Origin of the sequence: Parageobacillus caldoxylosilyticus (assembly GCF_019272935.1) — a bacterium.
GTDB classification, from domain to species: Bacteria; Bacillota; Bacilli; order Bacillales; family Anoxybacillaceae; genus Saccharococcus; species Saccharococcus caldoxylosilyticus.
In genome coordinates this window covers 2,870,041-2,883,141 of record NZ_CP040553.1, presented here as the reverse complement: position 1 = coordinate 2,883,141, position 13,101 = coordinate 2,870,041, and the positions used below count along the sequence as shown (strand labels likewise).

At 47.1% G+C, this 13,101-nt stretch carries 8 protein-coding genes, 2 pseudogenes and 1 riboswitch; of the genes and pseudogenes, 1 reads left to right on the top strand and 9 read right to left on the bottom strand.

The genetic code is table 11. The annotated features are described in order from the left end of the window. Positions 1-103: 103 nt before the first annotated feature. From BV455_RS14800 to BV455_RS14785, 4 genes and pseudogenes are all read right to left on the bottom strand, one after another. Positions 104-1,513, bottom strand: coding sequence for a glycoside hydrolase family 18 protein (locus BV455_RS14800; protein WP_061579913.1), 1,410 nt, complete (start codon positions 1,511-1,513; stop codon positions 104-106). A 120-nt stretch (positions 1,514-1,633) separates the two neighbouring features. After that, a pseudogene (locus tag BV455_RS14795) lies at positions 1,634-2,770 on the bottom strand (vitamin B12-dependent ribonucleotide reductase); the annotation flags it as partial. 261 nt (positions 2,771-3,031) lie between these two features. Beyond that, a pseudogene (locus BV455_RS14790) lies at positions 3,032-4,465 on the bottom strand (vitamin B12-dependent ribonucleotide reductase); the annotation flags it as partial. A gap of 258 nt (positions 4,466-4,723) precedes the next feature. Next, positions 4,724-5,560 (bottom strand): lipoate--protein ligase family protein, encoded by an 837-nt coding sequence (locus BV455_RS14785; RefSeq protein WP_017435182.1) that lies wholly within the window; start codon positions 5,558-5,560, stop codon positions 4,724-4,726. A gap of 191 nt (positions 5,561-5,751) precedes the next feature. Between BV455_RS14785 and BV455_RS14780 the strand changes: the two genes are divergently transcribed. Continuing rightward, positions 5,752-6,126, top strand: a complete 375-nt coding sequence (locus tag BV455_RS14780; RefSeq protein ID WP_218687356.1) for a rhodanese-like domain-containing protein — start codon at positions 5,752-5,754, stop codon at positions 6,124-6,126. A gap of 170 nt (positions 6,127-6,296) precedes the next feature. Here the strand turns inward: BV455_RS14780 and BV455_RS14775 are convergent, their stop codons facing one another. From BV455_RS14775 to gcvT, 5 genes are all read right to left on the bottom strand, one after another. Further along, a complete protein-coding gene (locus BV455_RS14775) occupies positions 6,297-7,490 on the bottom strand; it encodes an ROK family transcriptional regulator (RefSeq protein WP_017435180.1) in 1,194 nt (397 codons plus the stop codon). Positions 7,491-7,898: 408 nt separating this feature from the next. After that, the gene (locus BV455_RS14770; protein ID WP_017435178.1) at positions 7,899-8,624 is read right to left on the bottom strand and encodes an MOSC domain-containing protein; all 726 of its coding nucleotides are present in this window, start codon (positions 8,622-8,624) and stop codon (positions 7,899-7,901) included. Between the two features lie 102 nt (positions 8,625-8,726). Then, positions 8,727-10,184, bottom strand: a complete 1,458-nt coding sequence (gene gcvPB / locus BV455_RS14765; RefSeq protein ID WP_017435177.1) for an aminomethyl-transferring glycine dehydrogenase subunit GcvPB — start codon at positions 10,182-10,184, stop codon at positions 8,727-8,729. Beyond that, positions 10,177-11,523, bottom strand: a complete 1,347-nt coding sequence (gcvPA, locus tag BV455_RS14760; RefSeq protein ID WP_042408553.1) for an aminomethyl-transferring glycine dehydrogenase subunit GcvPA — start codon at positions 11,521-11,523, stop codon at positions 10,177-10,179. The genes gcvPB and gcvPA overlap by 8 nt, the downstream gene beginning before the upstream one ends. A gap of 21 nt (positions 11,524-11,544) precedes the next feature. Next, positions 11,545-12,639 (bottom strand): glycine cleavage system aminomethyltransferase GcvT, encoded by a 1,095-nt coding sequence (gene gcvT / locus BV455_RS14755; RefSeq protein ID WP_017435175.1) that lies wholly within the window; start codon positions 12,637-12,639, stop codon positions 11,545-11,547. Between the two features lie 155 nt (positions 12,640-12,794). Beyond that, a riboswitch (glycine riboswitch) is annotated at positions 12,795-12,883 on the bottom strand. Positions 12,884-13,101 lie beyond the last annotated feature (218 nt).

Below are 13,101 nucleotides of genomic sequence, written 5' to 3'. Positions count from 1 at the left end.
CCATCCTTCACAGTCAAAAAAGGAAAACGGAATATTTCAAACAAAAAAGCGCGTGCTGCCGGAGTAGCCCGCTTACACGCACCTCGCCTGAAAAAGCCATTTATCATAACTTACGAACACGAAAATTATCTTCTAATAATACCCAATTTTCCGGGTAAGAATAACCAAGCACCCAATAGCTAATTCCCCTTAGCTGATATTCTTTCACCAACTCAAATTTCGCCTGGGCGCTGCGGGCATCCTCAAACCAAACTTCATGCGCCCGCCCTTGGCTGTCGACATAGCGGTAAAACGGCGATGCGGCGATTGGATCGTATTGAATCGTTGCTCCATAACGAATGGCGCGTTCTACTGCTTCCTGCGGACTGAACGTTTCCGCCTCTTGCCCTTGTACATGCGGAAGCACCCAGTCGCGCGCGTAAATTTGAAACCCCATAAAAATTTTGTTTCTTGGTATCACGCTGACCGCGTAATCGAGCACTCTTCTAATTTGATGAATCGGGGAAATCGCCTGCGGCGGCCCGAGCCGGTATCCCCATTCATACGTCATCAGCACGACAAAGTCGACAATTCTCCCATGTGCCGGGTAGTCATGAGCCTCATATAACAGTCCTTTTTGCTCCCCGCTTGTTTTTGGGGCGAGAGAAGTCGAAACAAAGTATCCTTCCCGATGAAGCCGCTCCACAACGCGCTGCAAAAATTGATTATACCGCTCACGATCAGACGGATAGACATTTTCAAAATCAATGTTCAACCCGCGATATCCTTTTTCCCGCATCGCACGGACAACATTGTCAAGCAGCCGGTTTTGCAACTGTGTATTGGAAAGGACCGTCTGAGCCAATCTTGACCCCGGATCTTTATACGTAAAATTGGTGATCGCCATCATCGGAACGACCCTTTCTGCCGTTGCTGCCTGAATGATGGCCGAATCATTGAACGGATCGAGTCCGCCATCTGCTCTGATCGTGTACGCAAACGCAGATGCGTACGTTAAATGGCGGCCTACTTCCCGGACTTGCTGCGCTCCTTTTTCCCCTGGATCAATCGTAAACGCATTCACTTCAATGATCGGCTTAGAATGAGGAATCGTTAATACCATGCCAGGGGAAATCACATTCGGATCAGCAATCCGATTGACTCGCAGGATGTCTTGCACGGTCGTCCCATATCGCGCGGCGATTTGCGACAACGTTTCCCCCCGCTGCACCGTATGGGTCCTAGGCGGAATAAAAAGAACCGTTCCTGGATAAAGGACGGAAGGGTTGCTGATTCGGTTGGCCTGAACAATCGCATCCAACGAAACGCCGTATCGTCTGGCGATAGCCCATAATGTTTCTCCCGGACGAACGGTATGATAGCGATACGGAACCGGAATGACGAGCGCCTGACCGACCGCGAGACGGTTAACATCTTTCAGCTCATTGGCCGCTACGACCTGGTCAAGCGGCACCCTGTAGCGTTGGGCAATCGCCCAAAGCGTTTCCCCTCGCTGCACAACATGGATCAGCATTGTTATCCCCCTTAGTCAGTAATTACGCCTTATATTACTATATTTTCTTTTCCATGCTTTCATGAATGAAAAAAAAAGCCGGCCTCATGGTTGAAGCCAGCTTTCTCTACTTAATTTTGCTTACAGCCCGCATTTTAGCTGCGCACCGCAGCTCGTGCACGTGTTGCAGCCGCCGATTTCTTCGACCGTACCCTCGCGGCAAACGGGACAAATGTTGCCGACTTCAGAGCCGATCGTTACATCGGTCGCGCGTAAGTCTTGAATCGTATCGACGAGAACAACGGCGCGTTTTGTTTCTTTATCCTCTCCCTCTTCCGGAAGCAGTTCGAGCTGCTCTTCGAGCGTATTTTCTTCTGCTTTCAGCGTCAATACTTGCGCATCGCGGCTTCCGTCCACATAGACCGTGCCACCTTTTGCGCCGCCGCGCCATAAACGTTCGTATACCTTTTGCACTTGCTCAACGGTATATCCTTTCGGCGCATTCACCGTTTTCGATAGACTCGAGTCGACCCAACGCTGAATGATGCATTGCACATCGGCATGCGCTTCCGGCGATAGGTCCATCGCGGTCACAAACCAGTGCGGCAAGTTGTTCGGATCCGCTTCTGGATGCTTGTCTAAATATTCTTGAACGATATCGGCTTTCACCTCAATAAACTTGCCGAGGCGGCCGCTCCGGTAGTAAGAAAAGGAAAAATATGGTTCAAGTCCTGTAGAAACCCCGACCATCGTCCCAGTGGATCCTGTCGGAGCCACAGTCAGCAAATGCGAATTGCGAATGCCGTATTTTAAAATGTCTTGACGAATATCTTCCGGCATCCGTTTCATATAGCCGGTGTTAATAAACGCTTCCCGCAGTTTTTGCGTTTCCTCTTCCGTTTCCCCGACAAGGAACGGGAAACTGCCTTTTTCTTTGGCCAGTTCAATCGACGCGCGGTAAGCGGTCGTCGCAATCGTTTTGAACAATTCATCGACCAGCTTGTTCCCTTCTTCGGAACCGTATTCTTTTTCGCAATAAATAAGCAAATCAGCCAATCCCATGACGCCAAGGCCGATGCGGCGCTCCCCGAGCGCTTGTTTTTTGTTTTCTTCCAGGAAATACGGTGTTGCGTCAATGACGTTGTCCTGCATTCTTACGCCGATTTCGACGGTGCGTTTTAATTTTTCATAGTCGACGACTTTCTTTTCTTTATCGACCATATTCGCTAAGTTAATGGCGGCCAGGTTGCAGACGGAATATGGTGCGAGAGGTTGTTCCAGTTATGTTACCCTAGGGGCTTTTTATCCCCTAGTTCTAACGGTTCATTTCCCGTTAGCTCAGCATACATCTTCATTGCACACATTTTTCATAAGCGTGTGCAATGCTGCGGCCTCGTGGGTGGATTATATTCTGCTTTCGCAGGTTCACCACCTATGCGTTGCCCCTGACTGAGTTTTTAGGCTCAGCCTTCGGTTCGGGTTAGCATCTCAGCCTCCCCGCTTAATTCCGCAGTTTTTTACGTGAGGCGATTATTCACCACACGGGTTGGTCGCAACCACTTTTTGACCGTACGCGCGGGCGTTTGTCATTTCGTTGGCGTTATCGATAAAGAAAATGCCTGGTTCCGCGGAGTACGTTGCGCAAATATTAATCAGCTTCCAAAGCTCGCGGGCGCGAATTTTGCGGTACACGCGCACGCGGTATCCCATTTTCTCCCATTCACGCACATCGCCGACTTCGTGCCATTTTTCATTGTAAATCCGCATTTCTTCTTCGGAATACGTTTCAACATCCGGGAAGCGCAGTTCGTACTCTTCATCTTTTTCGACGGCTTCCATAAACTCTTTCGTCAGGCAGACGGAAATGTTGGCGCCCGTTAAAAAGTCCGGGTTATGTACCGTGTATGTCCCGCCTGTCCGTAATTTTTCTTCGGCTTCTTTAATAATTTCTTCACTGAAGCCGCCGTAACCCGGAACGTTTTTGTAGTTAACGATGGCCTGGTACATCGCGCGTTCCCGCTCGGTAAGCGGCGTGAATTTCAATTTGTCTTGTGCCGCTTTTTTAATGCCTTCGTCTTCCATATTTTCAATCAAGTAGCGCAAAATGCGCGGGTTTTGCATTTTCGATACGATAAATTCGATAATGTCCGGATGCCAGTCAGCAAGCATGATCATCTGCGCGCCACGGCGGGAGCCACCTTGTTCAACCAGGTGGGTCAATTTCGCAATATCATCAAGCCAGGAGACCGACCCGGACGATTTGCCGTTTACCCCGCGCGCCAGCGTGTTGCGCGGACGCAATGTCGAACCGTTCGTGCCGACGCCGCCGCCGCGGCTCATAATCTCCATCACTTGTTTGCGATGCTCGGAAATCCCTTCACGCGAATCTTTTATAAACGGCATGACATAGCAGTTAAAATACGTTACCTCTTTGCCAGACCCAGCGCCGTACAATACGCGTCCCGCCGGCACAAAGTTTAAGCTGACAAGTTCTTGATAAAACTTTTCAAACCACTCTTTCCGTTTTTCCTCCGTTTTTTCCACCGCCGCCAAACCTGTCGCATTGCGTTTGGCAATTTGTTCATAAAAGATTTCGAGCGGTTTGTCGATCACATCAAGCGAGCGGACGACGATTCCCGTCTCTGCTTCTTCTCCTTCAAGCACGTGCCGATATTCTTCCTCAACGAGCACTTTCGCTTTTTTCGTCTCCCAATCGATATCGACGATAAACCCCAAGCCGCGAGCCGGAAATTTCGGATCTTCTTTAATCGTCAATACGACAAAATCGCCGACTCCCAGCGTTAATTTTTCCGTATCTTTAAATGAGTAGCGATCCAACATCACTAAACGAGAAACACCTTTATGCGTAATTTTCATGTCCTCCGTAATCGGATGCACTTGTGGAAAAAGGCGAATATCCTCATTCAGCTTTTCGATATCAATTTTCATTTTTTCTGAAGACGCGACCGTCATTCTTCAATCTCTCCTCTTCTTTCTATTTCTTCATCACTTTTCTGCCTGCATGTTCTGTCTTTTCTACCTTACCATATTAACCATAAAAAAACAATATATAGTATGGTTTTTACTAAAAAACATACTATATATTGTGTTTAGGTCAACTGTTTTTCATTTTGTCAAATAAAAAAAACAATAGAAAACGGCGAAAAAGGGAGAGAAACGGAAAAATCCCGCCTTTTTTGCCGATAAATGAATGATTTTCCATGTTGCCAATCAGCGTTTGAAATTCCATTCATCGCTTTCATATTTCGTACGCGCCAACTTATGAACATATTCGAGCTCTTCCGGCGATAACGTATACGGTTCCAGCACGATATTGAGCCCTTTCTCAAATCCTTTATAAAACGCTTCTTTCGCTTCTTCGATCGTAATCTTGCGGTCGGTCAATTCGTTAATCGCCACCGCCTTGTTTTTAAAATTTCGCTGCAGGCGCTCTTTTACCCGTTCGTTTGGATATTTAAACAAACTGAAAAGCAAATCTTCATCTAAGTCAAGCAAAATCGAGCCGTGCTGCAAAATAACCCCTTTTTGCCGAGTCTGTGCGCTGCCGGCAATTTTGCGGCCTTCGACGACGAGCTCGTACCATGACGGCGCATCAAAACAGACGGCGGATCTTGGGCTTCTTAAATCGGCTTTTTCCTCTTCCGTTCTTGGCACGGCAAAATAGGCATTTAAGCCGAGAAAACGAAATCCTTCTAAAATTCCTTGCGAAATCACCCGATACGCCTCGGTTACCGTTTTTGGCATATCTGGATGCTCCTCGGAAACAATCACGCTGTACGTCAGCTCTTTATCATGGAGAACGCCGCGTCCTCCTGTCGGCCGTCTCACAAATCCGAGGCCATGGCGTTTTACCGCTTCTAAATCAATTTCCTTTTCGACTTTTTGAAAGTAACCGATCGATAGCGTCGGCGGATTCCAGCCGTAAAAACGAATTGTCGGCGGAATTTTTCCTTCGCTATGCCAATCGAGCAGCGCTTCATCAAGCGCCATATTAAACGATGGGGAACAATAGCCCGAATCAATAAAGCGCCATACTTCTTTTGCCATCTTTCAACCCTTCTTTTTTTAAGTTCGCGTTTACTAGTTTAGCAAACAAAACGGAACATGGAAAGAAAAACGCTATATCGTGAAAAAAGTTCCTCTTTCCTTTCATGGCGTTGCTATGAAAATGCTTTGCTTCCAAATAGCAACCTTTATATAATAGATGTTAGCGAATGTACAAAAAGGAGGACTGGCTTGTGAAAGTACTATTGATCATTCTCGGCGCGATTGTCATTTATTCGGTCATCACCTACTTGATGCAGCGAAAAATGGTGAAAGCGTTGACGGAAGAAGAATTCCGCGCCGGTTATCGCAAAGCACAATTAATTGACGTCCGCGAACCGGATGAGTTTGCGGCTGGACATATTTTAGGGGCGCGCAATATTCCTTTGACCCAACTACGCATGCGCATGAAAGAGCTGCGAAAAGATCAGCCAATTTACTTATATTGCCAAAACGGGCTGCGCAGCGGCCGCGCCGCGCAAATGCTGTACCGCAAAGGCTACCGCGATTTGTACCATTTAAAAGGCGGTTTTAAAACGTGGACAGGGAAAATTAAGAAAAAAGCTTAATGATCGTTAGAAAGGATAGATGGAAGCCATAAACTGCTTTCATCTATCCTTTTTTCTCGTTGTCATATAAAGAAAACAGCAGGCACCTCTTTACTTTCTGCCAAAGTGAAGAATTTATGATACAAAAATAAGGTGTCCCAAAAAACTTTTAGGGCACCTGGTTTAGACTGCTAGGAAATGACTTCTAACTCCGAAGGCATCACTACTTTTTCTAATACGGAAGCCACAGCGCCGATCGCACAGCTTTTTTCCAATAACTGCGATGGAATAATGAACGGGCCGTTCCCGTTTTTTACCAATATCCTTTTTTCGACTTCATCCCGTGCCGGCTCCAGCACCCATTTGCCCGCCTTGCCAATCGTACTGCCAACGATGACGGCTTCCGGGTTATACGCATAAATGATATGTAAAATGCCAATTCCCAGGTAGCGGCCGACCTCCGCCAATATTTGCGCCATTTGCTTGTCGCCGCGTTCAGCCAATGCGCGCACTTTTTCTATGGAAAAGTCTTCTAGCATGGAATGATGATGTTCTTGCTCGAGCCGGCGCTGAATATACTTTTCTGATGCGTACATCTCCCAGCATCCGTTATTGCCGCAGTTGCAGCGAACGCCGTGAATGTCAATGACATGATGGCCGATTTCGCCGGCAATGCCATCAATCCCGCGGTATAGCTGGTTGTGAATGATGACTCCGGCGCCGATCCCGATTCCGGCGCTGACATATACAAAATTCGCAAACTCTTTGCCGGCGCCAAACCATTTCTCGCCAAGCGCCGCCAGCTTTGCTTCGTTTTCGATAATAATCGGATAATTTGGCCATTGCTTTTGAAGAATGGAAGCAAGAGCAACATGATCCCAATGAAGGTTTGGGGCAAATATGACAAGTCCTTCCTCTGTATTCACAATCCCCGGCACGCCAATGCCGATGCCCATTATTCCATACGGAGTCGTTGGCGCATGGCGAATGGCTTCGTGAATCATCGCGATCATTTTTTCAATGATTGCTTCCTGCTTTTCATTGGCGCGGAAATGGCACATCTTTTCCCAAATAATCTCAGCGTTTAAGTCAGTTAACACAGCATAAATGTAGTTGACCCCTAACTCTATGCCAATTAATGAGCCAGCCGCTTCGTTAAAGCGGAGCATGAGCGGCCGGCGGCCGCCGGTGGAAACGCCAATTCCGCTTTCGCTGACAAAATGTTCGGAAATTAATTCATCGACTAACGCTGATACCGTCGCCTTGTTTAATCCGGTGATTTTGGCGATCTCCGCCCGTGAAATATTATTTTTTTCACGAATCAGCTTTAATACGATATGTTTATTGATTTTTTTGACGAGTCCTATATTTCCTGTTCGCACCATATACAGCCATTCCTTCTGCAAACTTTTTTAGCATGCCGCGCAAATAGGCGGATGAGCCTCTAGCCAATATCATCGATATCGGCTGTATTAAAAAAATTTATCCCGTGATCCATGACATATGCAAACGCACGCAGCAATCCTTTATCGTTTATTTTTTCCACGATCCGCCGATCGCCCACGGCCAAAGCTGATTCCACTCCCTACTAAATCGGTGTTCCCCAGTCTTCTATATTTTATCTTTTTCTTTCCTCTGTGATGTGCAAAATAAAAACGACTTACTGCTTCTGTTTCATAATGTTAGTTTATATACTAAACTAACATAGTTTTTATGTCAATAAAAAACAGATGAATTTATCTTCTTTGCAGAGAAAGAAACTATCTGTTTGAAGTTATGAAGCATTACTTTCATTAATCTAAAAGATGCACTTCGTCGCCGACATGAATTTCTCCCGTCTTGATGACAGAAGCATAAACGCCAAAATAATTATTTCGATGTTGAACGACCGTTCTTAATAGTGAAGGATCCTTTTCTCCTGTTTCCGGTTCAACGGTGATAATCATGCACCGTTCGCAATGCCTTTTTAGCTGAATTTCTACCTCTTGTCCAATTTTCAGTCGGCGGCCAAACCACGTTTCTTCGATAAAAGGAGCTTTATGAACTAATGACAGCAATAAATTCGGCCGAAATCGCCGATAATCTACCGGTTTTCCCCATATTTCCTCCAGCTTTTGTACAGAAGCGTCCGTTACTAATTGAATATGTTCTTCTTCAATTGCCCCAAAAGGAACGTGATCAGGAGTATAACGAATGAGGGAGACTTTCCGGTTTGATTTTCTTTCGATTTCTTTTATCAGTTCTTTATCGCCCCATTGATAGCAGGTTCCGTCTGGAGCAATGATTTCTACAGCCGGATATTCCTCTAAACTTTCTTCACCGATAAATTTCGGGCGGTACTGGATCATTTCCGGAAATTGCGTAATCGTTAAAAACTTTCCCGGCCTCGTTTCATCCAAAAATGCATGGCTTCGATCACCGTACAGCCCATAATTCATTACTCTCGTTTTTTGTACACTTTCTCCTTGAAACGATTTGACAGGATAACGCATGATTTCCTGTATGTAACCGATGAGCATCTTTTCACTTCCTTCATTTATTTTCTCATTTTTCTGTTTATCATTAATATACAAAAACAAGCGATCCATTCCCAGCAGAATGAATCGCCTGCAGCATTCGCTTTATTGTTTTTGGTAGCGCAAAATCGGCTTGCGCGCCGCTGTCGTTTCGTCGAGGCGTTTGACAACGGTTGTATGCGGCGCCTCTTGTACGATTTCCGGATTTTCTTCCGCTTCTTTGGCGATTTGAATCATCGCGTCGATAAACGCATCGAGCGTTTCTTTCGATTCCGTTTCCGTCGGCTCGATCATCATGCATTCCTCGACAATAAGCGGGAAATAAACCGTCGGCGGATGGAAGCCGAAATCTAGCAAACGCTTCGCGATATCAAGCGTGCGGACGCCGAGTTTCTTTTGCCGTTTGCCCGACAACACAAATTCATGCTTGCAATGGCGGTCATACGGCAAATCATAATATTCTGCGAGACGGCGCATCATGTAGTTGGCGTTTAATACCGCGTATTCGGTGACCGCTTTCAGCCCGTCCGGTCCCATCGAACGAATATATGTGTAGGCGCGGACGTTAATGCCGAAGTTGCCGTAAAACGGCTTCACACGGCCGATGGACTGCGGGCGGTCATAATCGAGATAATAGCCGCTTTCTCCTTTTTCCACGACCGGCTTCGGCAAAAACGGAATAAGGTCGGCTTTGACCCCGACTGGGCCGGAGCCTGGACCGCCGCCGCCGTGCGGACCGGTAAACGTTTTATGCAAGTTGAGATGGACGACATCAAAACCCATGTCCCCCGGCCTTGCTTTGCTTAACACCGCGTTTAAGTTCGCTCCATCATAATACAGCTTTCCGCCGGCTTCGTGAACGATATTCGCCATTTCTAAAATGTTTTCTTCAAACAAGCCGAGCGTGTTCGGGTTTGTCAGCATCAATGCTGCTGTATCCGGACCGACGACCCGTTTTAAATCTTCCAAATCGACAAGCCCATCCTCTGTCGACTTGACCGTCACCGTGTCAAAGCCAGCGACTGTCGCCGAAGCCGGATTGGTGCCGTGGGCCGAGTCAGGAACGATTACTTTCGTCCGCTGGAAATCACCGTTTGCCTCATGATAGGCGCGAATCATCATCAGCCCCGTCCATTCGCCGTGGGCGCCTGCGGCCGGCTGCAATGTCACGGCGTCCATGCCGGTAATTTCCTTTAAATGCTCCTGCAGGTCGTACATTAATTCAAGCGCGCCCTGCACCGTTTCTTCCGGCTGGAGCGGGTGGATATGGACAAACCCTGCCAAGCGGGCGACGTTTTCATTGATTTTCGGATTGTATTTCATCGTGCATGAGCCGAGTGGGTAAAAACCGGAATCGACGCCATGGTTTCGTTTCGATAAAGCCGTGTAATGGCGCATAATATCGAGTTCCGATACTTCCGGAAGCTCCGGTTCTTGCATGCGTATATAATCTGCCGGCACGATTTCGCCGATATCGACCGCCGGAACGTCCAATTCCGGCAAGCTGTACCCGATGCGTCCTGGTTTGCTGATTTCAAAAATAAGCGGCTGATCTTTATGCATGGCAATCCCCCAATTCTTTCACAAGCGTGTCGATTTCCTCTTTTGTCCGCAATTCCGTGACAGCGATAAGCATATGGTTCGCCAATTCCGGATAGTCGCGGCCGAGGTCGTATCCGCCGATGATGCCTTTTGTCAAAAGATGTTTGTTGACTTCTCCCACCTGTTTAGACAGGCGGATGACAAATTCGTTAAAGAACGGACCGGTAAACGGCACGGCAAAGCCGCGTTTTGCCAATTCATTTTTCGCATACTGCGCTTTTTGAATGTTCATCGTCGCCATTTCTTTAACGCCTTTTTTGCCGAGCGCCGTCATCGCCACCGATGCAGCAAGCGCGTTTAGCGCCTGGTTCGAGCAAATGTTGGACGTCGCCTTATCGCGGCGAATGTGCTGCTCGCGCGCCTGTAGCGTCAATACGAACCCTCTTCGTCCTTCTTCATCGGTCGTCTGCCCGACAAGCCGGCCCGGAATTTTCCGCATCAGCGCCGCTTTGACGGCAAAATAGCCGCAATGCGGTCCGCCAAATTGCATCGGAATGCCAAACGGCTGCACATCACCGACGACAATGTCGGCGTCAAACTGTCCCGGCGGGGTGAGCACGCCAAGCGCGAGCGGATTGCTGGCAACAACAAACATGCTTTTTTCAGCGTGCACAATCGGCTCAATGTCTTTTAGCGGTTCAATTTGTCCGAAAAAGTTCGGATATTGGACGATGACGCAAGCTACATCGCCAGCCATTTCCGACTTTAGCGCTTCTAAATCAGTAATGCCGCCTGCAAACGGAATTTCAACCACCTCAAGACGCTGTCCTTTCGCATACGTTTTCACGACATCGCGATATTCCGGATGAACGGCTTTCGACAGCAATATTTTTTTCCGTTTCGTGTGCGCAGCGCTTAACAGCATCGCTTCCGCCAGCGCCGTTCCGCCGTCATACATCGACGAGTTAGCCACGTCCATGCCGGTCAGCTCGCAGATCATCGTTTGAAATTCAAAAATCGCCTGTAGCTCGCCTTGCGAAATTTCCGGCTGATACGGGGTATATGCCGTATAAAACTCAGAACGGGAAATAACATGGTCGACAATGGCCGGAATATAATGGTCATACACTCCCGCTCCTAAAAAGGAGACGTATTTTTTCGCATCGGCGTTCTTCGCGGCAAGTCCGGCCAATTCTTTGAACAACTCCGGCTCCGACTTCGCTTTTTTTATATTTAACTCGCCGCGGAAGCGCACGCTTTCCGGAATATCGGCAAACAAATCGTCAATCGAGTCAACGCCAATTACTTTTAACATTTCCTTCTTATCTTCTTCCGTCATCGGCAAATATCGATGCAGCACGTTTCATTCTCCCCTTTTCTATTACTTTGCCCGCTTATAAAACGGCGTCGCAATGACTTTTGCTTTTAGGCGTTTGTTGCGGATTTCCACTTCTACTTTGCTGCCAAGTCCGGCAAATTCCGTTTTCACCAGCGCCAAGCCGATATTTTTCTTTAACGTCGGCGATTGCGTTCCTGTCGTAATAAAGCCGATTTCTTCCCCCTTGGCAAATACTTTATAGCCGTGGCGCGGAATGCCTTTGTCAATCATTTCAATACCGACCAGTTTTCGCGCGGTTCCCTCTTCTTTTTGTTTTTTCAACACATCTTTTCCGATAAAATCTATTTCTTTATTCGTTTTCACCGCAAATCCAAGTCCTGCCTCGATTGGCGTAATATCTTTTGACAACTCTTGGCCGTAAAGCGGCAATGCCGCTTCAAAACGAAGCGTATCGCGCGCACCAAGCCCGCACGGAATAACGCCTTCTTCTTTTCCCGCTTCTAAAATCGCTTCCCAAAGGGCGATCGCATCTTCAGCGCGGCAATAAATTTCAAATCCGTCTTCCCCCGTATAGCCGGTGCGGGAAATAAGCGCTTTCACTCCTTGGAGGTCGACATTATCTTGAAACGCAAAAAACTTGAGTGCGGATAAATCCAGATTGATTAATTTTTGCAGCACTTGTTCCGCAAGCGGTCCCTGCAGCGCAAGCTGGGCAATTTCCGCTGAAACGTTTTCTAACTGCACGCCGCCAAATGCGTGCTTATTCAACCAGGCAAAATCTTTCTCTATATTTGCGGCATTTACAACAAGAAGATATTCCTCGTCCGCTTTTTTATAAATTAATAAATCATCAACGGTACCGCCGTCTTCATAGCACATTAACGTATATTGCGCACGGCCGTCTGTCAATTTCGCAACATCGTTCGTCATCATTTTTTGCAAAAACGCAAGGCTGTCTCTCCCTTTGACGACCAACTCGCCCATATGCGATACATCGAATAGACCTGCGCGTGTGCGCACTGCTTCATGCTCTTCTTTAATGCTCGTAAATTGGACAGGAAGTTCCCATCCGCCAAAATCGATCGTTTTTGCGCCATAGCGCTCGTAAACAGGAAATAGCGGCGTGCGTTTTAACATTTTGTTCCCTCCTCGTTTTTCCATCAACGCAAAAAGGACAGACTCCCCCCTCATCATCATGAGTGGTGGGCTCTGTCCTGGCACCTGAAAGTTTCCCTATTTAAAATAGGTTTCCTCTTGGGTGGTTCACCGGTGGTGAACGCTCTCCAGAGCTGCGTCAAACAAGAGTCTTTTTGCCTGAGAGATTCGCGTTTCCGCTTGCTCCTTCGGCGCTACATCACGTAGTCTCTCCCCTTGTTCTCATCCGCCGCATATATAATTTTCAAGAAAACGGGCAAACTAATGAAGGTAAAAATCGAAAAATAACTTTTAACTTTCTAACTTTATACTACCATTAACAAACAGAGAAGGGCAATAACAAAATAAACGAACTTTTAAATATTAATAAATAATAAACGTTAGTAATTACTGGGATGTTTACATAAACAAAAAAATAAATATTCGTAGTAAGGGAAGGAGATG

Bases quoted from the DNA above. Each gene is read 5' to 3' on its own strand.
- gcvT (WP_017435175.1), bottom strand. From the start codon at position 12,639: ATGTTAAAACGCACGCCGCTATTTCCTGTTTACGAGCGCTATGGCGCA.
- BV455_RS14785 (WP_017435182.1), bottom strand. From the start codon at position 5,560: ATGGCAAAAGAAGTATGGCGCTTTATTGATTCGGGCTATTGTTCCCCA.
- BV455_RS14775 (WP_017435180.1), bottom strand. From the start codon at position 7,490: ATGGTGCGAACAGGAAATATAGGACTCGTCAAAAAAATCAATAAACAT.
- gcvPB (WP_017435177.1), bottom strand. From the start codon at position 10,184: ATGCATAAAGATCAGCCGCTTATTTTTGAAATCAGCAAACCAGGACGC.
- BV455_RS14770 (WP_017435178.1), bottom strand. From the start codon at position 8,624: ATGCTCATCGGTTACATACAGGAAATCATGCGTTATCCTGTCAAATCG.
- BV455_RS14800 (WP_061579913.1), bottom strand. From the start codon at position 1,513: ATGCTGATCCATGTTGTGCAGCGAGGGGAAACGCTTTGGGCGATTGCC.